The organism is Actinomadura fulvescens (genome assembly GCF_039533225.1).
GTDB lineage: Bacteria > Actinomycetota > Actinomycetes > Streptosporangiales > Streptosporangiaceae > Spirillospora > Spirillospora fulvescens.
Genome location: NZ_BAAATD010000001.1, coordinates 1,040,126 through 1,064,795 on the forward strand (window position 1 = coordinate 1,040,126; position 24,670 = coordinate 1,064,795).

Below are 24,670 nucleotides of genomic sequence, written 5' to 3' on the forward strand. Positions count from 1 at the left end.
GTCAGTCGGTGATCGCGGCGGCGGTCATGGCCTTGAGCTCGGCCACGACATCGTCCAGCGGCCGGACGTCGAGGTGCGCGCGGCACAGGATCGTGGCGCCCTCGACGGCGGCGACGATCATGCGGGCCAGCCGGCCGGACCGTTCGTCGGGCACCCCGGCGTTGCCGAGGCAGGTGGCGAGGGTGTCCTCCCAGCGGTCGAACGCGGCGGCGGCGGCCCTGGCCAGCTGCGGCGCGTCGTCGTGGGACTCGACGGTGACCGCGACGACGGGGCAGCCGGCCCGGAACTCGCTCTTGACCAGCACCTGACGCCACCAGCCCACGAAGGCGTCCACCGCCGCCGCCGGGTCGCCGCCCTCGGCGGCGGCCTGGATGCCCGCGTTGAGGAACTCGCCCGCGTAGCGCACCGCCTCTTCGGCGAGCTCGACCTTGCCGCCGGGGAAGTGGTGGTAGATCGAGCCGCGGGGGGCGCCGCTGTGCGCGATGACGTCGCGGAACGCCGTGCCGCTGTAGCCGCGCTCGCGGAAGAGGTAGGCGGCGCTCCGCACCATGCGTTCCCGGCTGTCCGTGCCCATGACGACAGATTATGACCTGCATCATAGGTTTTCGACGTGACTATGATGAGTGTCATAGGGATTCTGTGTTATGACGGTCGTCATACCTAGCCTTCCTCGCTACCGGTGAGTAGGGTCGGGGTCGGCATCGGAGAAGAAGAAGGAGTCCTGGCGTGATCGACCTCCAGCGCGACGGCGACGTGTTCGTCCTGCGGTTCGACGACGACGAGAACCGCTTCAGCCCTGGTTTCCTGGACGCCGTCGGCGACGCCCTCGACACGGTGGAGAAGAACGACGGCCCGGGCGCCCTGGTGACGGTGGGGACCGGCAAGTTCTACTCGAACGGGCTCGACCTGGCCTGGCTCAGCGACAACCAGGACCGCTTCGAGGACTACCTCAAGAGCGTCAACGCCCTGTACGCCCGGGTGCTGTCGCTGCCGCTGCCCACGGTCGCCGCGGTCAACGGCCACGCGTTCGCCGGCGGCGGCATGCTCATGCTCGCCCACGACTTCGCGGTCATGCGCACCGACCGCGGCTACTTCTGCCTGCCCGAGGTGGACCTCGGCATGAGCTTCACGCCCGGCATGAGCGCGCTGATCCAGTCCCGGCTGACCCCGGGTACAGCGCACGAGGCGATGGTGTCCGGGCGCCGCTACACCGCCGAGCAGGCCCAGGCCGCCGGGATCGTGCAGCGCACCGCCGCCGAGGCCGACGTGCTGCCCGCCGCGGTCGAGCTCGCCGCCTCCCTCGCGCCCAAGAACGGCACGACCGTCGCGAAGATCCGCACCGACATGTACCGCGGCACCCTGGAGGCGCTGCGCGGGCCGGTGTTCTTCTAGATCGGCGCGTGTCCGGGCCGCTTCGTCCGGACCGGTCTTCGCGTGAGCGGTGGGCACCGGCCTGGATCGCGGTACGTTACGTTCGACTGAATCAGATTCGGTTTTAGGGAAAGGGAGCCAGGGATGCGCATCGGTATGCCGCTCAGTTACTCAGGCGGCTTCAAGGAGGCCGCCGCCGAGCTGGCCGACTTCGAGAAGGCCGGTCTCGACATCGTCTATGTGGCCGAGGCCTACAGCTTCGACGGCGTGAGCCAGATGGGCTACATCGCGGCCAAGACCGAGCGCATGCAGATCGCCTCGGGCATCCTCAACATCTACTCCCGGACCCCGACCGTGCTGGCGATGACCGCGGCCGGCCTGGACTACGTGAGCGACGGCCGCTTCACCCTCGGCATCGGCGCGTCCGGCCCGCAGGTGATCGAGGGCTTCCACGGCGTGCCCTACCAGGCGCCGGTCGGCCGCCAGCGCGAGGTCGTCGAGATCTGCCGCAAGGTCTGGCGCCGCGAGCGGCTCCAGCACGACGGCAAGTACTACAAGCTGCCGCTGCCCGCCGAGCAGGGCACCGGCCTCGGCAAGCCGCTCAAGCTCATCAACCACCCGGTGCGCGCCGACATCCCCATCGAGATCGCCGCGATCGGGCCCAAGAACGTCGAGCTGACCGCCGAGATCGCCAACGGCTGGCAGCCGATCTTCTACCTGCCGGAGAAGGCCGCCGACGTCTGGGGCCCCTCGCTGGAGGCCGGCCGGGCCAAGCGCGACGCCGCGCTCGGCGAGCTGGACATCGTCGGCCAGGCCCCGCTCGCCATCGGCGACGACGTCCAGGGCTTCCTGGAGTTCGGCCGCCCGATGGCCGCCCTCTACATCGGCGGCATGGGCGCCAAGGGCAAGAACTTCTACAACGACCTGTGCCGCCGCTACGGCTGGGAGAAGGAAGCCGAGGAGATCCAGGACCTCTACCTGGACGGCAAGAAGGACGAGGCCGCCGCCAAGGTCCCCTACGAGCTGCTGGAGAAGATGTCCCTCATCGGCTCCGAGGGGCACGTGCGCGAACGCCTCGCCGCCATGAAGGAGTCCGGCATCACCACGCTGAACGTCACCCCGATCGCCGGTGACCACAAGGCCCGCCTCGCCCTGATCGAGAAGGTCAAGGAGATGGCCGCCGACCTGTAGGGCGTGTCCCGGATCGGCGCCGTGTGGCGGCGTGCCCCCTCGGCACGCCGCCACACGCCGTCCCCTCACAGGGCGGTGCCGACCTCCTTGGCGACGCGTTCGCCCGAACGGACCGCGCCGTCCATGTAGCCGGTCCAGTGGCCGGACGTCTCGGTGCCGGCCCAGTGCACGAGCCCGCACGGCGCGCGCAGCGCCGCACCGAAGTCGGTGAGCACTCCGGGGGCGGCGACGCCGACAGGTCCGCCGCCGCTCCACGTCTCGTTGTCCCATCGCTGCATCGCCGTCAGCGACGGGGACCTGGCCTTGTCGCCGAAGAGCCTGCCGAACGAGTCGAGCGCCGCCGCCTTCACCTCCTCGGGCGGGGCGGCGTCCAGACGCCGGATGTTGCTCTGGTTGATGAAGCCCATCAGGATGCCGCGCGAGCCGTCCGGCGGGCTGTTGTCGAACGTCACGTCGATGACGCCGCTGTCGGCGATCGCCTGGCCGGTCAGCCCCTCCGCCCGCCAGAACGGCGTCTCGTACACGCCCACGAACTTGGCGATCGACCCCATCGGATAGCGCTGCATCAGCTGCAGCCGGCTCGCGGGCAGCGCCGGCGTGAAGTCGATCTTGCTTGCGACGGCCGGGGACATCGCCACGATCACCCGCTTGGCGGTGACCGTGATCCCGTCGGCGGTGACCGCGGCCCCGGCGGACGTCGAGGCGATACGGCGCACCGGCGCGTTGTAGCGGACGCGGTCGCCGAGCCGCGCGGCGAGCCGGATCGGCACCTGCTCGGGGCCGCCGGCGAACCGGGTCTCCTGCGCGCCGTTCCTGGTGTTGATGAGCCGGTCCACGTTCCCCGGACTGGTCTCGTTCCCGGCCGAGGCGACGTAGTTCAGCACGTACAGCAGCGACACATCGCGCGACCGCACCGACAGCGTCGAGCTGATGAACGCGTCCATCAGGAAGCGCGCGCCGTTGCTCAGCGAGTGGGACCGCGACCAGGTGTGGAACGTCTGGCTGTCCCATTCCTCCGCCTTCGGCGCCTTCCACGGCTCGCCCACCGGCACCTCCTTGGCCATGTTGCCGAGGGAGAGGAGAGCGAGTTGCAGATCGACGACGCCCCAGTCGGGCGGCACCGCGCCGAGGATGCCGTCGGTGGCGTAGAGCGAGCGCCTGCCGTTGCGGTAGTAGACGTTCTTGCCCGTGTTGTACGTGGGGAAGGTCTCGACGCCCATCTCCTTGGTGAGGGCGGCGATGCGGTCCTGCGTGGGCCCGATGAACTCCGCGCCGCCCTCGCTGGTCGTGCCGTCCCCGAGCGGCAGGCCGTACACCCGCCCGCCGGGCCGTTCCCGGGCCTCCAGCACGATCACCGACCGCCCGGCGGCGACCAGGTCACGGGCCGCGGTCAGCCCGGCCAGCCCGGCCCCGACGATCACCACGTCGGCGCTGACGGCCGCGGCGGCGCGGGCGGAGGACGCGGGGAGCGCGGACATCGCGGCGCCGGCGGCGGCGGTGAGCGCGCCGGTGCCGAGCAGTCTCCGGCGGCTTACTCCGGTCACGGGGTCCTCCTCGGGGGAAGGCCGGGGGAGCGCCGGCGCGGCGGGGCCTTTTTGATCATTTGCTGACGAAGAACGTAGAGGCGCCCGTGCGTGCTGGACAAGGGAAGGCGAGGCTTCTTCATGTTCTGTGGCCAACTAGAGTCCTGGCCATGGGGGAGCTCCATGAGACAAGGCGCGAGCGGCTCACCGAACTGCTCGCCGCGCACGACGTCGACGCCCTGCTGGTCACCCGGCTGGTCAACGTCCGCTATCTGACCGGGCTGGCCAGCTCGAACGCGGCGTTGCTCGTGCGCGCGGAGGGGCCGGCGGTGCTGGCCACAGACGCGCGCTACGCGGGCACCGCCGCCGAGGTCTGCCCCGACGTGGAACTCGTCGTCGAACGGCAGACCGCTCGGGTCCTGACGACGATGGCCGCCGACGGGGGCGTGCGGCGCCTGGGGTTCGAGGCGCACGATGTCACGGTCGAGAAGCACGCCGAGCTGGCCGCGCTCGACCGGGGGATCGAGCTTCCCCCTGTGAGCAGGCCGGTCGAGGGGCTCCGGGTGGTCAAGGACGAGGCGGAGCTGGCGCTGCTGCGCGAGGCGTGCGCGATCACCGACCGGGCGTTCGAGCGCGTCCTCCCGCTGGTCCGGCCCGGCGTGACCGAACGGCGGATCGCCATCGCGCTGGAGCGCGAGATGGTCGACCTCGGCGCGGAGGCGCCCGCGTTCGACTCGATCATCGCGTCCGGTCCGAACGGCGCGGTGCCGCACCACCGTCCGGGCGACCGCGAGATCGCGGCGGGCGACCTCGTGACCATGGACTTCGGCGCCCGCCACGGCGGTTACCACGCCGACATGACCCGTACCGTCGCGGTCGGCCGCGTGGCCGGCTGGCAGCGCGAGGTGTACGAGCTGGTCAGGCGGGCGCAGCAGGCCGCCGTGGACGCCGCGCGGCCGGGCGCGGAGACCGTGGCCGTGGACGCCGCGGCGCGGGACCTGATCAAGGCGGCCGGACACGGTGACGACTTCCCCCACGGCCTCGGGCACGGCGTCGGCCTGGAGATCCACGAGGCTCCGCTCATGGGGTACGACAGGACCGGTAAGCTGAGGGATCGAGTTCCCGTCACCGCCGAACCCGGGGTCTATCTCGCGGGCCGGGGCGGGGTGCGGATCGAGGACACTCTGGTGGTCCGGGCGGACGGGCCGGAGCTCCTCACCAAGACGACCAAGGAACTGCTCGTACTGTGAACGACACGGGCGGGTCCGCTACCAGGAGACACACGTGGCGACGACGAACGACCTGAAGAACGGCATGACGCTGAGGATCGACAGCCAGCTCTGGACCGTTCTGGAGTTCCAGCACGTCAAGCCCGGCAAGGGCCCGGCCTTCGTCCGCACCAAGATCAAGAACGTGCTCTCCGGCAAGATCATCGACAAGACCTTCAACGCCGGCACCAAGGTCGAGGTCGCCAGCGTCGACAAGCGGGAGATGCAGTACCTCTACCGCGAGGGCGAGGACTTCGTCTTCATGGACACCGAGACCTACGACCAGCCGCACATCCCGGCCGCCGTCGTGGGCGACGCCGCGAGCTACCTGCTCCCCGAGGGCAACGCGGTGATCGCGTTCAACAACGAGAACCCCCTCTACGTCGAGCTGCCCGCCGCCGTGGTCCTGCAGATCACCGAGACCGAGCCCGGCCTGCAGGGCGACCGCTCCACCGGCGGCAGCAAGCCCGCCACCCTGGAGACCGGCGCGCAGATCCAGGTCCCGCTGTTCATCACCACCGGCGAGAAGGTCAAGGTCGACACCCGCTCCGGCGAGTACCTCGGCCGCGGCTGAGATGGCCGCCCGTACCAAGGCGCGCAAGCTGGCCCTCGACATCCTGTTCGCGGCCGAGCTCCGCGAGGAGCGCCCCACCGAGGTGCTCTCCCAGCGCGGCCGGCCCAACCAGGACGAGCTGGCCGAGTACGACCACGCCGTCCGGCTGATCGAGGGCGTGCAGGAGCACCAGGAGCGCATCGACGAGCTGCTCGCCACCTACGCCACCGGCTGGACGCTGGAGCGCATGCCGGTGGTCGACCGCAACATCCTGCGGATGGGCACGTTCGAGCTGCTCTGGGTGGACGACGTCCCCGACGGCGTCGCCATCAGCGAGGCGGTGGGGCTGGCGACCGAGCTGTCCACCGACGAGTCCCCGCGGTTCATCAACGGCCTCCTGTCGCGTTTGCAGCAGCTCAAGCCGTCCCTGTCGTTGTAGCGCAATAGGCTGGGTCGGATGACGGACGTGAAGGGGGCAGCCGTGGCCGCCCAGCAAAAGGGAGCCGACGAGCAGAGCGCGGGGGCTGCCGGAAAGCCGGCCGAGCGTAGTGAGTCCGCTGAAGGGCGGCGGGTGGGGGCTGTGGGATGGCGTCCGAGGGGGAGCAGCAGGGTACGGAACGCGGTCCTGTGGGACGCGCTGCGCACCGTCCTTGACCGCATCGCGCCCGAAGGTCCCAGCGACGTCGTGGACGTGGGCGGCGGCACCGGAGGGTTCGCGGTACCGCTCGCCGAGCTGGGCCACCGGGTCACCGTCGTCGACGCCAGTCCCGACGCGCTGGCCGCCCTCGAACGCCGAGCCGACGAGGCCGGCGTCACCGTCAAGGCGGTCCAGGGCGACGCGGTCGACCTCCCCGACCTGCTCGGCTCCGACGCCGCCGACCTCGTTCTCTGCCACAGCGTCCTGGAGTACGTGGACGACCCCGACGCCGCCGTGCGGGCGCTCACCGCGACGCTGCGTCCCGGCGGTTCGGCCAGTGTGCTGGTCGCCGGGCAGGTGGCCGCCGCCCTGCACCGCGCCGTCGCCGGGCACTTCGACGACGCCCGCCACGTCCTCACCGACCCCGACGGGCGCTGGGGCGACCACGACCGCATGCCCCGGCGCTTCACCCGCGAGACCCTCTCCGCCCTCGTCGCCGCGTCCGGGCTGACCGTCGGCGAGCTGCACGGCGTACGGATCTTCGCGGACCTGATCCCCGGCAACCTCGTCGACGCCGACCACACGGCCGCCGGACGCGGCCCCGGGGGCGAACGCGCCGCCGAGGCGCTCATCGCCCTGGAGTCGGCCGCCGCGGTCCACCCGATCCTTCGCGAGCTCGCGACCCAGCTGCATCTGCTCGCCCATAAATGAGCCGCAAACAGCAGCTGCACCGGCCCGGACCGCAGCCGGGGCCGCCGGCCGACGACACCGGCTGCCCGATCCTGCACGTCGACATGGACGCGTTCTTCGTCAGCGTCGAGCTCCTCGACCGGCCGGAGCTGCGCGGCCGCCCGGTGATCGTCGGTGGCGCCGGGCCCCGCGGCGTGGTGTCGGCGGCCTCCTACGAGGCCCGCCGCTTCGGCGTGCACTCGGCCATGCCGATGACGCGCGCCCGCCGCCTGTGTCCCCAGGCGGTGATCCTGCCGCCCGACCACGCCAAGTACAGCCGCGTCTCCGCGGCCGTCTTCGAGATCTTCCACAGCATCACGCCCCTCGTCGAAGGGCTCTCGCTGGACGAGGCGTTCCTCGACGTCGGCGGGGCCCTGCGGCGGCTGGGCCGCCCGGCCGTGATCGCCCAGCACGTCCGCGACGAGGTCAGCGCCCAGCAGGGCATCACGTGCTCGGTGGGCGTGGCGAGCACCAAGTTCGTCGCCAAGCTGGCCTCCACGCACTGCAAGCCCGACGGCCTGCTGGTGATCCCCGCCGCCGGTGTCCACGAGTTCCTCCACCCCCTCCCCGTGGCGGCCCTCTGGGGCGTCGGTGAGCGCACGGAGGAGAGCCTCCTGCGTCTGGGGCTGCGGACCGTCGGACAGCTCGCCCAGGTCCCGCTCGCGACGCTCCAGCGCGAACTGGGCAACGCGCTGGGCAGCCACCTGCACGAGCTCTCCTGGGGCCGCGACCCCCGCGAGGTCGTCCCGGAGAACCCCGACAAGAGCATCGGGGCCGAGGAGACCTTCGACACCGACATCGACGACCCGGAGATCATCAACCGTGAACTGCTCCGTCTCGCCGAGAAGGTCGGGTCCCGGCTCCGCGCCTCCGGAAACTCTGGCCGTACGGTGAGCGTCAAACTACGCATGGCGGACTTCAAAACGATCACCCGCTCCCGGACGCTGCGCGAGCCCACCGATCTCGCTCGTGTGATCTACATCACAGCGCGCGAGCTCTATGAGGCGGCGGGCCTCGAACGGGTACGTCTCCGACTGGTAGGCGTCCGGGTCGAAAACCTCGGCCCCGCTGACCAGGCCCCCCGCCAGCTGGCGCTGGACGAGCCCGAGACCGGCTGGCGTGAGGCCGAACGCGCGGTCGACCAGGCGGCGCACCGGTTCGGAAGCGGAACCGTCCGTCCCGCCGCACTGGTCCGTCGCGCACAGCAGGAGGACACTGGTGGCGCAGGTGACGGCAAGCGATGATTGGGGACGGTGGGATGACCGGCATATGGTCTTCGGTTGGCCGTTTGCTTTCGTACGCTTGTCCGGCCTCGTATTCTGGGCATATCACCGTTGAGGTTCTCGTCCTGCATCGGATACCCCGTCGCAGGGCTGTCGTTGGGAGGCGCCGTGCCGCTCTCTGAGCACGAGCAACGCATGCTCGAACAGATCGAGCAGGCGTTGTACGCCGAGGATCCGAAGTTCGCTCACGCGGTCCGCTCGACCAACCCCCAGGTGCACTACAAGCGCCGGATCGTGAAGGCCGCCCTCGGCTTCGTGGTGGGCGTCTGCGCGCTGATGGCGGGTTTGGTCGTGAACGCGGGCGCGGTCACCATCGCGATCAGCGTGACCGGCTTCGTCCTTATGGTGGTCTGCTGTGTCTGGGCCCTCTCCAGCTGGAAGCGGATGACCGGGGTCGGCACCGAACCGGAACGGGACACCCAGTCCCGCCCCGCCAAGTCCGGCTTCATGGACCGCATGGAAGAGCGCTGGCGCAAGCGGACCGAGGGCGAGTGAAAGGCTGACCTGGCGGCCGCACCCCAGCGGCCGCCGGCCTCGCCCAGTGACCTTCCCCACACTGAGCGCACTAGCGCACGCCCACTGACCCGCTCCGCTTCGCCCCGTCTCGCCCCGCCTCGCCTATCCCTCAAGACACGGATCCCACCGCCACCCGAACCACACCCCACCCCTCCTCCCGGTATGCATCCGGGTCACGCCTGACGAGTGCCGTCGCCGGGCCTGTTCAAGGTGGGGTGATTGTTACTTTTCGCGCGGGCGCCAGCGGAGGGCGGCGTTCAGGCGGCCTGCAGCTTCCAGTGCCCGGGTTCCTGCGTCGCGGAAGTCGGACATGGTGGACGGGGGGAGCAGGCGGGCACGCAGCCGGACGCGGCGGCCCACGGCGGCCGACATGGCGGTACGGACCGTCCGGACGTCGGCGCGTAGATCCGCGGCGGGCGGACGGGAGCGGGCGTAGCGCGCCACCTCCTCGGCGCGGGCGATGCGGCCGAGGGCCTGGACGGCCGTGGCGTCGAGCTCCAGGAGCTCGCCCAGGCGGCGGGCGGCGGCGCGGGGACTGTCGCTCGGCCGCCAGCTGAGGCCGTGGTCCAGGGCGTCGGCGTGCACCTCGCGCCAGGCCGCGTGGGCCGCGGCGCCCGAGGGCGGGCCGGTCGTGGCCGGGACGGGACCGGGGGCCACGGCGGACCAGCGGCGGCGCCGGGTCAGCAGGCGGACGGCCATCGGCGCCGCCAGCAGCATGAGGACCAGGAGGCCGCCGGCCAGCCAGCCGACGGGGATCGAGGTCCCGTCCGACTCCTTCTTGCCGATGCCCGGGTCGGCGCCGGCGTCGTCGGGACGGCGGCTGGGGCCCTCGGTGGCGTTGGGGCCCTGGGAGGCAGGGCTGGAGGCCTCCGGGGTGGGGTTGTCGGTCGGCTGTTCGGACGGGCGTTCGGAGGACTGCTGGGTGTAGGGCGGGGTGGCGGCGGTGCCCTGGCCGCCGAGACCGGCGGGGGTGGGCTCGAAGCGCACCCAGCCGGCGCCCTCGAAGTAGAGCTCGGGCCAGGCGTGGGCGTCCTTGGAGCGGACCTCCCACTCGCGCTGGCCGATCTGGGTGCCCGCGGTGTAGCCGATGGCGACGCGGGCCGGGATGCCCAGAATGCGGGCCATCACGGCCATCGAGGCGGCGAACTGCTCGCAGTAGCCGCGTTTGGTGCGCAGCAGGAAGTCCGCCAGGTCGCCGGCGGACGAGGGCGGCGGCGGGTCGAGGTCGTAGGCGAACTCACCGCTCTGGGTGAACCACCGCTGGAGGCGCACGGCCTGGTCATAGGCGGTGGTGGCGCCCTTGGTCACGGTCTCCGCCAGGGTCCGGACCTGCGGCGGGATGGACCTCGGCAGCACGGTGTAGGGGGTCAGGATGTCCGAGGGGTACTTGCGGGCGCGTGCCAGCTCGGCGGCGGCCGGCTGGACGCGCAGGCTGGAGACGGTGTACGAGCGGCCGCTCGCGGAGTCGCGCAGCGAGTAGACCATCAGCGACTGCGGATGCGCCCGCCAGTCGCCCTTGATCGAGACCCGGCGGGGCGCGTAGGGCGCGGGGAGGAAGTCGACCTTCTTCACCGCGCGCCGGATCTTGATGCGCGTGACGACCTCGCGGAACCGGGCCGTGGACAGGCCGGGCGGGGTGGGCAGATCACGGCCGGACACCCGGTCCTGGGACGAGCTCGGCAGCGCGCTGTAGGTCCACCGGTCGCCCTCGAACTTGTCGAGCGCGTACATCCGCAGGTAGTCGGGTCGTTCGGTGTCGTCGGTCTGGTACGTGAAGATCACGGCCTGGCGGTTCTTGCCGTTCAGGTCGCGCTTGAGCTGCGCGAGCGGCTCGACCGTGGTGACGGTCTGGGAACCTCCGTCGCCGTCCCCGCCCATCCCGAACATGCCGCGCGGATGGATGCCCGGGATCACCGTCGGGAGCAGGACGGCGACCGCCACGGCGGCGACGCCGATGCGGCGCCCGCTGGCCGCCATGCCGCTGGAGTCGGGACGTTCGGCCGGCGGCTCGGCCGTGTCGGCGGACCAGCGGCGGGTGAAGACCGCGCGCCCCCAGCCGCCGACCTGCTCACGCGCGTCGGCCATCAGCAGCATCAGGAAACCGAGCGCCCCGAGGCCGAACGCGAGCCAGCTGACGCTGTCCTCGCGCACCGCGGCGGGCACGCTGTACATCGCCAGGAGCGGGAGCCCGGCGGGCGCCGACCGGCGCAGCCGCACCGCGAGCAGGTCCACCACCACGGCGACGAGCCCGATGCCGGTGGCGGCCAGCAGCTCGATGCCCGGTACGAGGGGAACGGGCGCCGCGTACTGGTTGGCCGCGTTCCAGCCGTCGCCCATCAGCGTGCCGAGCCGCCGGATCGAGTCCGGCGTGGGGATGACGCCCAGCAGTGCCTGCCCGGACGCGAACCGCGCGTTCAGATAGAGGTGCAGCGCGCCGAGCCCGCCGAGCGCGCCGAGCACCGAGGGCGCGCGCAGCCGCCGCATCAGCAGGCCCGCGCCCGCGACCACGATGACCGAGCCCAGCCCGGACCAGAACCACGTGCCGCTCGCGAACAGCGGATACAGCCCCACCGAGCTGGCCAGCGTGGCCAGCGCGGCCATGACCGTCATCTTGACCCTCATCGACCGTCCTCCAGCCCCCACCCGCCACCATCCAACGGAGCTTCGCGCGTCCCTTCTTCCAGCCCCCACCCGCCACCATCCAACGGAGCTTCGCGCGTCCCTTCTTCCAGCCCCCACCCGCCACCGTTCGATGAGGCTTCGCGCGCAGGGTCCCTCAGTGTGCTCACGTCGTACCTGGCGAGATCCTCGGTGGCCTGGTCGGCCAGCGCCCAGGCGCCGGCCAGGTCGGTCGCGGACCGGACGACCACGACCCGCCAGCCGGCCGCGCGCAGCAGCCGCGTCGCCGGTTTGGCCGCGGTGTCGTCGCCGACCAGGATGGCGACGCACGTGGCGGTGCCGCGCCGGACGGCCGCGACGCTGCGGGCCTCCTCGGCGTCCAGCGCGCCGAACACCGCGACGATCAGGCCGTCGCCCTCGCGCCCGTGGCCCTGCGCGCCGCGCAGCGCGGCCAGGCCGGGCGTCAGCGAACGGCCGTCGGACGTCCGCACGACGGCCAGCGTGTCCAGGAGCGTCCCCTCGAAGGCGCCCTCGAACGTCATCGAGCTGGGCAGCGCCTCGCCGCCGTCGGTCACGAAGCGCAGGCCCATTCCCGCCCGGCCCAGATGCACGCCGAGCGACGCGGTCACCGACACCGCCTGCTCGAACGAGGCGCCGGGCCCGTCGCCGTGGTGGGCGATCCGCCGGGTGTCGAGGAAGAGCGCGCCGCTGCTCTGCCAGTGCTGCTCCTCGCGCCGCACCATGAGCTCGCCGCGCCGCGCGGTGGAACGCCAGTGCACCCGCCGCAGGTCGTCGCCGTGCCGGTACTCGCGCGGCGCCACGTCGTCCTCGCCCGCGCTGGAGACCGTGCGCGCCAGGCTGTCGCCGCCGCCGGTCCAGGCGCCGGTCAGCCGCCCGGGCGGCAGCGGCACGATGGTCGGGGTGACCGTCAGCGTGTCCGACACGCTGAACGAGCGGACCAGCTCCACCATGCCGAACGGGTCGGCGAGCCGCACGACCAGCGGCCCGACCCGGTAGCGGCCGCGCACGTCCGAACGGATCCGGTACGTCAGCTCCCGGGCGCCCTGCGGCTCGATCCGGTCGAGCACGAACCGGGCCCGCCCGCCGAGCGTGTAGGGGACCTGGTCCTCCACCAGCAGGAGTCCGCTGGGCAGGCGCGACACGTTCTCCATGCGCAGGTCGACCCGGGCCTCATGGCCGACGGGCAGCCGGGACGGGTCGAGGCGGCGCGCGCAGGCCAGCCGGTAGCGGGTGCGCGACACCGCCAGCGTGCACAGCAGCGGCAACGCCAGGACGAGCACCCCGGCACGCAGCAGGTCGCGCTCACCCAGAACGAACGCGCACACGATGGCGGTGGCCCCCGCGGCCACGAAGGACCGCCCTCGGGTGGTCAGTCCGGCCAGCGCTCTTCTCAACGTTCACTTCCAGATGGAGGGGCGAGTTCGCCAGGCGGGGGTCACTTGCGGGGCGACGGCACCGGCAGCCGGCCGACCAGTTCCGCCACCACCTGCTCGGGACGGCGGCGCTCCACCTGGGCCTCCGCGGTCGGCAGCAGCCGGTGAGCCAGGACGGGAACGGCGAGGTCCTGGATGTCGTCGGGGAGCACGTAGTCGCGGTCGTCGAGCGCCGCGTACGCCCGGGCCGCCCGCACGAGATGCAGCGTGGCCCGCGGCGAGGCGCCCAGGCGCAGCTCGGGGTGCTTGCGGGTGGCGCCGACCAGCTCGATCGCGTACTGCTTGACCGAAGGCGCGACGTGCTGGTGCCGCACCACGTTGATGATCTCGCGGACGTCCGTGGCGTGCGCGACGGGGGACAACCGGTCGAGCGGCGCGGACTGCCCGTGCACGTCCAGCATCTCCAGCTCGGCCAGCGGATCGGGGTAGCCCATCGAGATGCGTGCGGTGAAACGGTCGCGCTGCGCCTCGGGGAGGGGATAGGTGCCCTCCATCTCCACCGGGTTCTGCGTGGCGATCACCATGAACGGCCGTTCGAGCGAATAGGTGGTGCCGTCAACGGTGACCTGGCGTTCCTCCATGCACTCCAGCAACGCGGACTGCGTTTTGGGGGAGGCGCGGTTGATCTCGTCGCCGACGACGATGTGCGCGAAGACCGGACCGGGCTTGAACTCGAACTCGCGCCGCTCCTGGTTGTAGGCGCTGACCCCCGTGATGTCGCTGGGCAACAGGTCGGGCGTGAACTGAACGCGCCGCACCGAACAGTCGATGGACCGTGCGAGCGCCTTCGCGAGCATCGTCTTGCCGACGCCGGGCACGTCCTCGATCAGCAGGTGCCCCTCCGCCAGCAGAACGGTCAGCGCCAGGCGCACCACTCCCGGCTTGCCCTCGATGACCGACTCGATGGCGTCCCGGATCTTGGTGGCGACCTGAGCCAGCCCGTCGAGTCCGAGTCCGGGGCCGTCGTGCGGCTGCCGGGCGGGGGAACCCGGGGGGTCTGTCTCTATGTACGACTCGCCGTGCGTGCCTACTGCCACCAACCAACCCTCCTCAGCCGAACGGCCGTACGTCAACGACAGTACGTCGTCGGGCCGTTCGCCGCGATGTTCGGAACGTGTGCCCATTGTGCTCCACCTGGATCTCTGTCACAGCCTCATGGACCACTCCACTTCGCTCCACGGCGCCCCCGCAGGTACGGGCGAGGCGGGTGTGGGAGCGGTTTCGGTGGGCGCCGCGGCAGCCGCCACGCGAGCGCACCCCTCAGGCGCCCCACTCCGCACCACCCCCGCTGACCTGCTCCTTTGCGCGAGATCGTGACGCGCGACGCGTGTTTACTCAGTTGACGGTGGGGAAGAGTGGAGTAGAGTGGGGCGCCGTGGGGGGCAGTAGCGCCCTACGCGGCGCGGGAGGTGGGGCCGATGTTCCTCGGCACCCATTCACCGCGCCTCGACGACAAGGGACGGCTGTTCCTGCCGGCGAAGTACCGCGAGGAGCTGTCGGGGGGATTGGTGATCACGAAGGGCCAGGAACGCTGCCTGTACGTCTTCCCCATGGCGGAGTTCCAGCGCATCACCGAGGCCTTGCGCAGCGCGCCGGTCACCGAGAAGGCGGTACGCGCCTACAGCCGCGTCTTCTTCGCCAGCGCCTCCGACGAGACCCCGGACAAGCAGGGTCGCATCACCATCCCGCCGCCACTGCGCACCTACGCGGGGCTGACGCGCGACTGCACCGTCATCGGGGCCAACACCCGCCTGGAGATCTGGGACAGCCAGGCCTGGGAGACCTACCTGGAGCAGGAGGAGCAAGCCTTCTCCGAGATCTCGGGGGAGGTGTTGCCCGGGGTCCTCTGAGAATCGACTCGTCGGTCCGATGACCGGCATGGCCCACGTTCGGCCAGGTCTCCAGCCGCTCTCCAGCCAGCTGGCGCAGCTTCCCCGGTGCCAGACGGCGAACCCCCCGCGGACACGCGGTGAAACTTCCTCAGGGCAGCGGATGGGGACCTGGCCGGGCGAGGCCGCCGGTACGACGCGACATCCCGCCCAGCGAGACGCGCGAGAGGCGTCCGGAGGGGGCGGCGGGAACGGCGCGGGGCCGGCGATGCCACACAGTCCGCGAGCGAGGTGGCAGCACAAGGGGGTGAAGCATGGACGTGGGTGACCACACGGCCGACGCCGGTCACGTACCGGTCATGCTCGACCGCGTTCTGACGCTTCTGGCGCCCGCGCTGGGGGTCCATGACAGGGCGCCGGTCTACGTCGACGGCACTCTCGGCATGGGCGGCCACGCCGAGGCCATGCTGGAGGCCCACCCCGGGCTCCGCCTCATCGGCCTCGACCGCGACACCACCGCACTCGAACGCGCCGGCCGGCGCTTGGCGCGCTTCGGTGACCGGGTCACCCTTGAGCACGCCGTCTACGACGAGCTTCCGCAGGTCCTCGAACGGCTGGGCGTGCCCGTGGTGGACGCCGTCCTGTTCGACCTCGGAGTCTCGTCCCCGCAACTCGACGAGGCCGAGCGCGGCTTCGCCTATTCCTACGACGCCCCGCTCGACATGCGGATGGACCGGACGCAGAGCCTCACGGCGGCCGAGGTGGTCAACGGCTACCCTCCCGCGGAGCTCGCCCGGATCCTGCGCGAGTACGGGGAGGAGCGGTTCGCCCAGCGGATCGCCGCCGCCATCGCGCGCGAGCGTGACAAGGCCCCGCTCGACTCGACCCGGCGGCTCGCCGACCTGGTGCGCACGTCCATCCCGGCCGCGACCCGCCGCACCGGCGGCAACCCGGCCAAGCGCACCTTCCAGGCGCTGCGCATCGAGGTGAACGGGGAGCTCGACAGCTGGCGGCGGGCACTGCCCGCGGCCCTCGACGCCCTGCCGGTCGGCGGCCGGATCGTCGTGCTCAGCTACCACTCGCTTGAGGACCGCATCACCAAGCAGATCCTCGCCGCGCAGACCGCCGACACGACCCCACCGGACCTGCCGGTGCCGCTGCCCGAGCACCAGCCGCGGTTCACGCTGCTGACGCGCGGCGCCGAGCTGCCGTCCGACGAGGAGACCACGACCAACCCACGGGCCGGGTCGGTGCGCATGCGCGCCGCGGAACGGGTCCGGGAGGCGACATGACCACGACGAGCACACGCGGCCCGGGCGGCGGCACGACCAGGTCCCGGACCGGTGGGCGCACGTCCGGCGCGGCGGACGCCAGGACCGGGGCCAAGACCCGGGCCAGAGCCGCGGCCGAGGCCGCCGCCAAGACCACGGACGAGCCCGAGACCGCGACCAGGACCGCCACCAAGCCGCCCGCGAAGACCGGCACCAGGATCGGCACCGATCCCGCGACCAAGCCCGCGTCCAAGACCTCACCGAAGCCGGCGACCAAGGCCCGCCCGGCGACGGCCCGCGCCGCGGCGCCGCCGCGTACGCCGTTCGTGCTGCTCATCGTCGGGCTGATGGGCGGCGCGCTGGTCAGCCTCCTGCTGCTCAACACCGTGCTCGCGGAAGACTCCTTCCGCCTCACCGAGCTGCAGAGGAGCAACAAGCTGCTCGGCCAGCAGCGCCAGGCGCTCGAACGGGAGATCGCCCGCGAGGAGTCGCCCGAACGCCTGCGCCAGAAGGCCGAGGCGCTCGGCCTGGAGCTGCCGGAGCGGTCGAGCTACATCGACCCGCTGACCGGGCAGGTGACCGAGGTCGGCGGCGCCGTCCGGCCGCTGCCCAACGCCGCCGCGGCGGCCGCGGCCGCCGCCGGGGCGGTCGGTCTGCCCGCCGTCGTCGTGCCCGCCCAGGGCGTGCCCACCGCTCCCGGCGGCAGGTCCACGGCACCGGCCACCACGGCGCCCGGTGCCACGAGCCGGGCACCCCGCACGGGGGCCGGTACGCCGTGATCGGACGGTACGAGCGGAGCACGCCATGACACGGCCGGGACGCGGAACGGCGGGACCGCCCCCCGGCAGGCGCGGCCCCCAAGGGCGCGGCCCCAAGGGCGCCCCGGGCCGTGACGAGAAGAGCGGCCCGGGCGCGGCGCGCGCGTCCGGGCGTCAAACCGGTAACCCCCCGCGCCCGTCCACCCCGCCGCGGTCCGGCAAAGACCGCGGTTCGTCCCGGCGGACGGGCCGGGGCGGTGCCGTCCCGCCGCCGCGCAAGACGGGCACGCAGCCCGAGGGCCGGGCGGCGAGCCCCGCCAAGGCGGGGAGGACGGCTCCGCCGCGGAAGGCCGCGGAGGGCAAGGGCGGCACCAGGCCCGGCGAGGGGCGCCGCACGCGCCCCGCCGGTTCGGGTTCCGGCGGCAGGCGGCCACCGCCGCGCCGCCCGCAGCGGCCGCGCGTCCCCTTCCACCGCCGTGACCCGATCAAGCGGCTGAACGTGGGGCTGCTCGTCGTGGCGTTCGTGCTGTCGCTGTTCGCGGGACGGCTCGTCCAGCTGCAGACGATCGAGTCGGGCAAGTACACCGAGCTGGCCATGGAGCAGCGGCTCCAGGACATCGTCCTGCCCGCCGTCCGCGGCGACATCACCGACGCGCAGGGCAACCCCCTCGCGATGACGGTGGAGGCACGCGCGATCTTCGCTGACCCGTACGTCATCAAGCCGGAGAAGCGGCAGGCGATCGTCGCCGCGATCTCGCCCATCCTCGGGCTGCCGCCGGCCGAGGTGATGCGGGTCATCAGCAAGCCGGGCAGCCGGTTCGTCTACCTCGCGCACGGCGTGCCGCCCGACAAGGCGCGGCTGGTGACGGCGCTGAAGTTCCTCGGCATCGGCACCTTGCCCGAATACCGCCGCGACTACCCCAACGACACGCTGGCCGCCGACGTCGTCGGCTTCGTCAACCGCGCGGGCGACGGCGCGGCGGGCCTCGAATCGGCCATGAACGCGCAGCTCGCCGGGCGCAACGGCGCGCAGAAGATCGAGATCAGCCCGGAGGGCCAGCACATCCCGATGGGCGAGGACCAGAAGCGGCCCCCCGTGCCCGGCCGCGGGCTGCGCCTGACGCTGCTGCGCGACCTGCAGTACAAGGCGCAGCGGGCGATCGAGGCCCGGGTGAGGGCGTCGCAGGCGCGCAACGGCAGTGTGATCGTCATGGACCCGCGCACCGGCCAGATCCTCGCGATGGCGTCCGCCCCGGGCTTCGACCCCAACAACTACGCCAGGTCGCCGTCGTCGACGTGGGGCAACCCGATCGTCCAGGAGGCGTTCGAACCCGGCAGCACCGGCAAGGTCATCACGGCCGCGGCGGCGATGGAGCAGGGCGGCGTACGGCCCGACACCGAGTTCGTCGTGCCCTATTCGATCCGCCGGTCCGACCGCGTCTTCCACGACTCCAGCAGGCACCCCACCGAGCGGCTGACCTTCGCGGGCGTGCTCGCCAAGTCGAGCAACGTCGGCACCATCCTGGCCAGCGAGCGCATCACGCAGGACACGCTCTACCGCTACCTGCGCGCGTTCGGGTTCGGCGAGCCGACCCGCGTCGGCCTGCCCGCCGAGACGGCCGGCCAGCTCAGCCCGCCCTACAAGTGGTCCGGCACCGACCGCTATCCGATCGCGTTCGGGCAGACCGTCTCGGTCAACGCCCTGCAGATGGCCAGCGTCTACTCCACCCTCGCCAACGGCGGCGTACGCGTCACGCCGCAGCTGATCGCGGGCACCATCGGCGAGGACAAGTCCTTCACCGCCGCCCCGCCGCCTCAGCAGCGGAGGGTGATCAGCGCGGACACCGCCCGCGAGATCAGGGACATGCTGGAAGGCGTCACGACCGCCGACGGCACCGCGCCCAAGGCCCGCATCAACGGCTACCGGGTGGCGGGCAAGACCGGCACCGCCGAGATCGTCAATCCGGAGTGCGGCTGCTACACGGGGGGCGGCTACACCGCCTCCTTCGCCGGATTCGCGCCCGCCGACGACCCGCAGCTGGTCGTCCAGGTCGTCCTGCAGGCTCCGAAGCGGGGAAGCCACTATGGTGGCGATGTCGCGGCCCCCGTCTTCAAGGACGTGATGAGCTTCGCCCTGCAGACTCGCAAGATTCCGCCGACGGGGAGCAAAGCGCCGACCATCAAGATCTACGCCCGCGACTGACCGCAGCGAGTACGCTCTCTCGCCGTGAGTCCAGCACCGATGCCACCTCTCCCACCGCCCACCCAGATGTCCCGTAGCGAAAGAAACGCGATGCGCCCGACGACCAACCCGGCCCGTCCGCTGACGGGGCTGGCCGCGCTGCTGGGCGCCGAGACGGTCGCGGACCTGCCGGCGGCGGACCCGGCATCGGCCGCGGTGACCGGGATCACGCACGACTCACGGGCGGTGCTGCGCGGCGACCTGTACGCGGCGCTGCCCGGTGCCCGCGCCCACGGCGCGGAGTTCGCGGCCCAGGCCGCCGAGGCCGGCGCCGCCGCGATCCTCACCGATCCCGCCGGGCGCGACCGCGCGGCCCGCACCGGCCTGCCGGTGCTCGTGGTGGACGAGGTGCGGACGCGGCTCGGCGACGCCGCCGCGTGGGTGTACGGCCGGGCCGTCGACGACCTGACGCTCATCGGCGTGACCGGCACCAGCGGCAAGACCACGACCGTCTACCTCCTCGAAGCCGGGCTGCGGGCGGCCGGGATCGAGACCGGCGTGGTCGGGACCGTGGAGATGCGGATCGGTGACCGCAGGGTGCCGAGCGCGCTGACGACCCCCGAGGCGACCGACCTGCACGCGCTGTTCGCGATGATGCGCGAGCGGGACGTCGGGGCCGCGGCCATGGAGGTCTCCAGCCACGCGTTGGAGCAGGGCCGCGTCGGCGGCGCCGCCTACGAAGTGGCGATCTTTACTAACCTCTCGCAGGACCATCTGGACTACCACCCGACGATGGAGGACTACTTCGCCGCCAAGGCGAGGCTGTTCACCCCGGCCTACAGCCGCGTCGGCGTGGTCAACTTCGACGACCACTACGGCCGCCGGCTGGTCGACGAGGCCGGTGTGCCCGTCACCACGTTCTCGGCCTCCGGCGACCCGGCCGCCGACTGGCGGGCCGACGACGTCCGGCTGGGCGCCGACGGCAGCGTCTTCCGGGTCGTGGGTCCCGGCGGCATCGAGGCCGACGCGGCCGTCCAGCTCGCCGGGCCCTTCAACGTGGCCAACGCGCTCGCCGCGATCGTCGCCCTGGTGGAGGCGGGCATCCCGCTGCAGACGGCGGTGACCGGCGTCGGCTCGCTCCCGGGCGTGCCGGGCCGCCTGGAACGGGTCGACGAGGGACAGGACTTCGTCGTCCTCGTCGACTACTCCCACAAACCCGGCGCCGTCGAGGCCGTGCTGACCTCGCTGCGTCCGGTGACCGAGGGCCGTCTGGTCATCGTGCTCGGCTGCGGCGGCGACCGTGACCGCGGCAAGCGCCCGCTGATGGGCGAGGCCGCGGCCCGGCTGGCCGACATGGCCTATTTCACCGACGACAACCCCCGTTCCGAGGATCCCCTGGCCATCCTCGCCGCTATGGTCGAGGGCGGGCTCCGGGTGCCGCGGCCCCAGCGCGCGCACCTGGTCATGGAGCCCGACCGTGCGGCGGCGATCCGGCTGGCGGTCGGCCGGGCCCGGCGCGGCGACGTCGTCGTCGTCGCGGGCAAGGGCCATGAACAGGGGCAGTACGTGGCCGGTGAGGTGTTCCCGTTCGACGACCGCGAGGTCGTCCGGGAGGCCCTGCGCGGTCTGAAGAATCTGAGAGGGGACGGGACGCAGGCGTGATTCCGCTTCCGCTGTCGACGATCGCGGAGCTGACCGGGGGGGTTCTCCACACGGAGCGGCCCGAGACCGTTGTCGGTGGTCCCGTCGTCATCGACTCGCGCGCGGTGGAGCCCGGCGCGCTGTTCGCCGCGTTCAAGGGCGAGCGCGTGGACGGGCACGACTTCGCCGCCGCGGCGCTGGCCGCGGGCGCCGCCGGGGTGCTGGCGCAGCGCAGGTGGGACGGGCCGCCCGACGGGCCCGCCGTCATCGTCGACGACGTCCAGAAGGCCCTCGGCCTGCTCGCCCGGGGCGTGCTGGCCCGGCTGCCGGACACCACCGTCATCGGGGTCACCGGCTCGGCGGGCAAGACCTCCACCAAAGACCTGATCGCGCAGCTCGTCCGCCACGCCGGGGAGACCATCGCGCCGCCCGGCTCGTTCAACAACGAGATCGGGCTGCCGCTCACCGCGCTTCGCGCTGACGCCGGCACCCGGCATCTGGTGCTGGAGATGGGCGCGCGCGGCGCCGGCCACATCGCCTACCTCACCCGCATCGCCCGGCCGCGCATCGGCGTGGTGCTGAACGTGGGCTCCGCGCACCTCGGCGAGTTCGGCGGCAAGGAGATGATCGCGCGCGCCAAGGGCGAGCTCGTCGAGGCCGTGCCCAGGCGGGGCACGGCGGTGCTCAACGCCGACGACCCGCTCGTGCGGGCCATGGCCGCCCGCACCCCCGCCAAGATCGTGCTGTTCGGCCGGGCGCCGGACGCGACCGTCCGGGCCGCCGACGAGCGGCTGGACGACACGGGCCGCGCCCGCTTCTCCCTGGTCACCCCCGAGGGCACGGCGCCGGTGGCGCTGCGCCTGCACGGCGCCCACGCGGTCTCCAACGCGCTGGCCGCCGCCGCCGTGGCCCGGGAGACCGGCATGGAGCCGCACGCCGTCGCCGAGGCGCTCTCGGCCGCCGAGCCGGCCAGCCGGTGGCGGATGGAGGTCACCGAGACGCCGGGCGGCGTCACGGTCGTCAACGACGCCTACAACGCCAACCCCGACTCGGTGCGCGCCGCGCTCGACACGCTCGCCCACATGGCCCGGGGCCGCCGGGCGTTCGCGGTGCTGGGGGAGATGGGGGAGCTGGGCGCCTCCTCCATGGCGGAACATGCCAAGATCGGGCAGCATGTCGCGCGCAGCGGTCTGGCCGGCCTCATCGTCGTCGGCGAGGCGGCCGCGGCGATGGCCGAAGGGGCCGGGCAGGTGGGGTCATGGACGGGAGAGTGCGTACAGGTGGATGACGTCGGCGCGGCGCTGACCGCGCTCAGGGAGCGGCTCCGGCCGCGGGACGTCGTGCTGGTGAAGGGCTCTCGCGTCACCGGGATGGAACGGGTCGCCGCCGGCCTCCTCGGGGAGACGACACATGACTAACATCATCATCGCCGCCGGCGTGGCCCTGGTGTTCGTCATGGTCGGCACGCCGGTGTGGATCCGCATCGTCAACCGGCTGGGCTACGGGCAGATGATCCGCGAGGAGGGCCCCGAGGCCCACCTCAACAAGCGCGGCACGCCCACCATGGGCGGCACGGTGTTCATCGTCGGCTCGCTGGTCGGCTACTCCGCGGCGCACCTGGCCACCCGGTCGATCCCGACCGTCTCGGGCTTCCTGGTGCTCTTCCTGATGACCGGCCTCGGGCTGGTCGGCTTCGTCGACGACTACATCAAGGTGTTCAAGCAGCGCAGCCTGGGCCTGCGCAGCGGCGCCAAGATGGTCGGCATCGTGGTGGTCGGCGTCGTCTTCGCGATCGCCTCCCTCAACTTCCCCAACGGGTACGACATCACCCCGGCGTCCCCGCACCTGTCGTTCCTGCGCGACTTCGGCCCCTCGATCGGCCCGTACCTGTTCGTCGTGTGGGCGCTGCTGCTGATCGCGGCGATGTCCAACGGCGTCAACCTCACCGACGGGCTCGACGGCCTGGCCGCCGGCCCGGCCGGGATGGTGCTCGCCGCGTACGTCATCATCGGCAACTGGCAGCTGCGCAACAGCTGCTACGACTACGGCCTCGCCCCCGGCTGCTACAGCGTCCGCGACCCGCTCGACCTCGCGGTCGTCGCGGCGGCGGTCCTCGGCGGCGTGTTCGGCTTCCTGTGGTGGAACGCCCCGCCCGCCAAGATCTTCATGGGCGACACCGGCTCGCTCGCGCTGGGCGGCGTGCTGGTCGGCCTGGCGATCCTGACCCACACCCAGTTCCTGCTGGCCATCCTGTGCGGCCTGATCGTCATGATCACGATGTCGGTGATCATCCAGGTCGGCAGCTTCAAGATGACCGGCAAACGGGTCTTCAAGATGGCGCCGCTCCAGCACCACTTCGAGCTGTCAGGGTGGGCCGAGACCACGATCGTCGTCCGGTTCTGGCTGATGTCGGCGCTGTTCGTCGCGATCGGCCTCGGCCTGTTCTACCTGGAATGGATGCCCAAGCGGTGAGTTCTCCCTGGGAGGGCCTGCGGGTCTGCGTGGCGGGGCTCGGCGTGTCCGGCCGCGCCGCCGCCCGGGTGCTCGCCGGACGCGGCGCCCGCGTGACGGCCGTCGAGGGCCGCGACGACGAGGCGCTCCGCGGCCACGCCGCCGAGCTGGCCGGCCACGGCGTCACCGTACGGCTCGGCGACGGCGACACCCTCCCCGGCGATCTCGACCTCGTCGTCACCTCGCCGGGCTGGCGTCCGGACGTGCCGCTGCTGACCGCCGCGGCGCGGGCCGGGATCGAGGTCATCGGCGAGGTGGAGCTGGCGTGGCGGCTCGCCGGCGCGGCGCCGTGGCTGGCCCTGACGGGCACCAACGGCAAGACCACGGCGGTACGGATGCTCGCGTGCATGCTGGAGGCCGCCGGTCACCGGACGCTCGCGGTCGGCAACGTCGGCACCCCCATCGTCGAGGCCGTGCTCGACAAGCACGATGTGCTCGCGGTGGAGCTGTCGAGCTACCAGCTCCACTGGTCGAGCACCGTCGCGCCGTTCGCCGCCGCCGTGCTGAACGTGGCGCCCGACCACCTCGACTGGCACGGCTCCCTGGAGGCCTACGCCGCCGACAAGGGCAAGATCTACGCGCCCGGCACCATCGCCGTGGTCAACTCCGACGACCCCACCTCCGTGCGGCTCGGCGGAGCCGGCGCCATCGGCTTCACCCTCGGCACTCCGCGGCCCGGCCAGCTCGGCGTAGTCGAGGACCTGCTCGTCGACCGGGCGCTGGTCCCCGACCCCGCGAACGAGGCGGCCGAGCTCGCCGCGCTGTCCGACGTCCGGCCGTTCGCGCCGCACAACGTCGCCAACGCGCTCGCCGCGGCGGCCCTGGCCCGGGCCTTCGGCGTCCCCGCCGAGGCCGTACGGGAGGGGCTGCGGGCGTTCGTGCCCGACCCGCACCGCATCGCCCACGTCGCCACGGTCGAGGGCGTGGACTACGTCGACGACTCCAAGGCGACCAACCCGCACGCCGCCGCCTCCTCGCTGGCCGCCTGCCGGTCGGCCGTCTGGATCGCCGGGGGGCTGCTGAAGGGCGCCGACGTCGACGAGCTGGTGCGGTCGTGCGCCGGCCGGCTGCGCGGCGTCGTGCTCCTGGGGGCCGACCGGGGACAAATCGCCGCGTCACTCGCGCGACACGCGCCGCAGGTCCCGGTCGTCGACGTCCCGGACACCGACACTGGGGCGATGGACCGCGTCGTGAGTGAAGCCGCCGCCCTGGCACAGCCCGGGGACACCGTGCTCCTGGCCCCCGCCGGAGCCTCGTTCGACATGTTCGCCAGTTACGGAGCGCGCGGCGACGCCTTCGCCGCGGCGGTGCGGGCGCTGGCCGAGCGACGGTAG

The 24,670-nt window shown here is 72.5% G+C and carries 21 protein-coding genes; 16 read left to right on the forward strand and 5 right to left on the reverse strand.

What is annotated here, in order from left to right; genetic code table 11:
* Position 1: 1 nt before the first annotated feature.
* Positions 2–574 (reverse strand): TetR/AcrR family transcriptional regulator, encoded by a 573-nt coding sequence (locus ABD333_RS04920; RefSeq protein WP_344538043.1) that lies wholly within the window; start codon positions 572–574, stop codon positions 2–4.
* A gap of 152 nt (positions 575–726) precedes the next feature.
* Between ABD333_RS04920 and ABD333_RS04925 the strand changes: the two genes are divergently transcribed.
* Entirely contained in the window at positions 727–1,392 is a 666-nt protein-coding gene (locus ABD333_RS04925) for an enoyl-CoA hydratase-related protein (RefSeq protein ID WP_344538045.1), read from the forward strand.
* 123 nt (positions 1,393–1,515) lie between these two features.
* Positions 1,516–2,562 carry an LLM class F420-dependent oxidoreductase gene (locus ABD333_RS04930; protein ID WP_344538047.1) on the forward strand — a complete coding sequence of 349 codons (1,047 nt, stop codon included), beginning with the start codon at positions 1,516–1,518 and terminating at the stop codon, positions 2,560–2,562.
* Positions 2,563–2,627: 65 nt separating this feature from the next.
* On the opposite strand, the gene ABD333_RS04935 is transcribed toward ABD333_RS04930, so the two are convergent.
* Entirely contained in the window at positions 2,628–4,106 is a 1,479-nt protein-coding gene (locus ABD333_RS04935) for a flavin monoamine oxidase family protein (protein WP_344538049.1), read from the reverse strand.
* A 149-nt stretch (positions 4,107–4,255) separates the two neighbouring features.
* Here ABD333_RS04935 and ABD333_RS04940 point away from each other — a divergent pair, with 149 nt between their 5' ends.
* From ABD333_RS04940 to ABD333_RS04965, 6 genes are all read left to right on the forward strand, one after another.
* Positions 4,256–5,335 carry a M24 family metallopeptidase gene (locus tag ABD333_RS04940; protein ID WP_344538051.1) on the forward strand — a complete coding sequence of 360 codons (1,080 nt, stop codon included), beginning with the start codon at positions 4,256–4,258 and terminating at the stop codon, positions 5,333–5,335.
* 34 nt (positions 5,336–5,369) lie between these two features.
* Positions 5,370–5,927 carry an elongation factor P gene (gene efp / locus ABD333_RS04945; RefSeq protein WP_344538053.1) on the forward strand — a complete coding sequence of 186 codons (558 nt, stop codon included), beginning with the start codon at positions 5,370–5,372 and terminating at the stop codon, positions 5,925–5,927.
* 1 nt (position 5,928) lies between these two features.
* Entirely contained in the window at positions 5,929–6,345 is a 417-nt protein-coding gene (gene nusB / locus ABD333_RS04950; RefSeq protein ID WP_344538055.1) for a transcription antitermination factor NusB, read from the forward strand.
* A 132-nt stretch (positions 6,346–6,477) separates the two neighbouring features.
* On the forward strand, positions 6,478–7,254 hold the full coding sequence (locus ABD333_RS04955) for a methyltransferase domain-containing protein (RefSeq protein ID WP_344538852.1): 777 nt from the start codon (positions 6,478–6,480) through the stop codon (positions 7,252–7,254).
* Positions 7,251–8,516: a DNA polymerase IV gene (locus ABD333_RS04960; protein ID WP_344538057.1), complete on the forward strand. Its 1,266-nt coding sequence runs from the start codon at positions 7,251–7,253 to the stop codon at positions 8,514–8,516. Before ABD333_RS04955 ends, ABD333_RS04960 begins: the two co-directional genes overlap by 4 nt.
* 147 nt (positions 8,517–8,663) lie before the next feature.
* On the forward strand, positions 8,664–9,050 hold the full coding sequence (locus tag ABD333_RS04965) for a DUF3040 domain-containing protein (RefSeq protein ID WP_344538059.1): 387 nt from the start codon (positions 8,664–8,666) through the stop codon (positions 9,048–9,050).
* Positions 9,051–9,293: 243 nt separating this feature from the next.
* On the opposite strand, the gene ABD333_RS04970 is transcribed toward ABD333_RS04965, so the two are convergent.
* The 3 genes from ABD333_RS04970 to ABD333_RS04980 are packed head-to-tail and all read right to left on the reverse strand — an operon-like array spanning position 9,294 to position 14,082.
* Positions 9,294–11,693 carry a transglutaminaseTgpA domain-containing protein gene (locus ABD333_RS04970; protein WP_344538060.1) on the reverse strand — a complete coding sequence of 800 codons (2,400 nt, stop codon included), beginning with the start codon at positions 11,691–11,693 and terminating at the stop codon, positions 9,294–9,296.
* On the reverse strand, positions 11,690–13,105 hold the full coding sequence (locus ABD333_RS04975; RefSeq protein ID WP_344538062.1) for a DUF58 domain-containing protein: 1,416 nt from the start codon (positions 13,103–13,105) through the stop codon (positions 11,690–11,692). Before ABD333_RS04975 ends, ABD333_RS04970 begins: the two co-directional genes overlap by 4 nt.
* A 41-nt stretch (positions 13,106–13,146) precedes the next feature.
* Positions 13,147–14,082 carry an AAA family ATPase gene (locus ABD333_RS04980; RefSeq protein WP_344538854.1) on the reverse strand — a complete coding sequence of 312 codons (936 nt, stop codon included), beginning with the start codon at positions 14,080–14,082 and terminating at the stop codon, positions 13,147–13,149.
* A gap of 480 nt (positions 14,083–14,562) precedes the next feature.
* On the opposite strand from ABD333_RS04980, the gene mraZ reads away from it, so the two are divergent.
* The 8 genes from mraZ (at position 14,563) to murD (ending at position 24,670) form a co-directional block, all read left to right on the forward strand.
* The gene (gene mraZ, locus ABD333_RS04985; RefSeq protein WP_344538064.1) at positions 14,563–14,994 is read left to right on the forward strand and encodes a division/cell wall cluster transcriptional repressor MraZ; all 432 of its coding nucleotides are present in this window, start codon (positions 14,563–14,565) and stop codon (positions 14,992–14,994) included.
* 293 nt (positions 14,995–15,287) lie between these two features.
* Positions 15,288–16,265: a 16S rRNA (cytosine(1402)-N(4))-methyltransferase RsmH gene (rsmH, locus tag ABD333_RS04990; RefSeq protein WP_344538066.1), complete on the forward strand. Its 978-nt coding sequence runs from the start codon at positions 15,288–15,290 to the stop codon at positions 16,263–16,265.
* Positions 16,262–17,023: a cell division protein FtsL gene (gene ftsL / locus ABD333_RS04995; protein ID WP_344538067.1), complete on the forward strand. Its 762-nt coding sequence runs from the start codon at positions 16,262–16,264 to the stop codon at positions 17,021–17,023. The genes rsmH and ftsL overlap by 4 nt, the downstream gene beginning before the upstream one ends.
* A gap of 25 nt (positions 17,024–17,048) precedes the next feature.
* Positions 17,049–19,205 (forward strand): peptidoglycan D,D-transpeptidase FtsI family protein, encoded by a 2,157-nt coding sequence (locus tag ABD333_RS05000; protein ID WP_344538069.1) that lies wholly within the window; start codon positions 17,049–17,051, stop codon positions 19,203–19,205.
* A 90-nt stretch (positions 19,206–19,295) separates the two neighbouring features.
* On the forward strand, positions 19,296–20,846 hold the full coding sequence (locus ABD333_RS05005) for a UDP-N-acetylmuramoyl-L-alanyl-D-glutamate--2,6-diaminopimelate ligase (protein ID WP_344538071.1): 1,551 nt from the start codon (positions 19,296–19,298) through the stop codon (positions 20,844–20,846).
* Positions 20,843–22,243 (forward strand): UDP-N-acetylmuramoyl-tripeptide--D-alanyl-D-alanine ligase, encoded by a 1,401-nt coding sequence (locus tag ABD333_RS05010; RefSeq protein WP_344538072.1) that lies wholly within the window; start codon positions 20,843–20,845, stop codon positions 22,241–22,243. Before ABD333_RS05005 ends, ABD333_RS05010 begins: the two co-directional genes overlap by 4 nt.
* Entirely contained in the window at positions 22,236–23,297 is a 1,062-nt protein-coding gene (mraY, locus tag ABD333_RS05015) for a phospho-N-acetylmuramoyl-pentapeptide-transferase (protein WP_344538074.1), read from the forward strand. The genes ABD333_RS05010 and mraY overlap by 8 nt, the downstream gene beginning before the upstream one ends.
* Complete coding sequence (gene murD, locus ABD333_RS05020) at positions 23,279–24,670, forward strand: UDP-N-acetylmuramoyl-L-alanine--D-glutamate ligase (protein WP_344538076.1); 1,392 nt, start codon at positions 23,279–23,281, stop codon at positions 24,668–24,670. Before mraY ends, murD begins: the two co-directional genes overlap by 19 nt.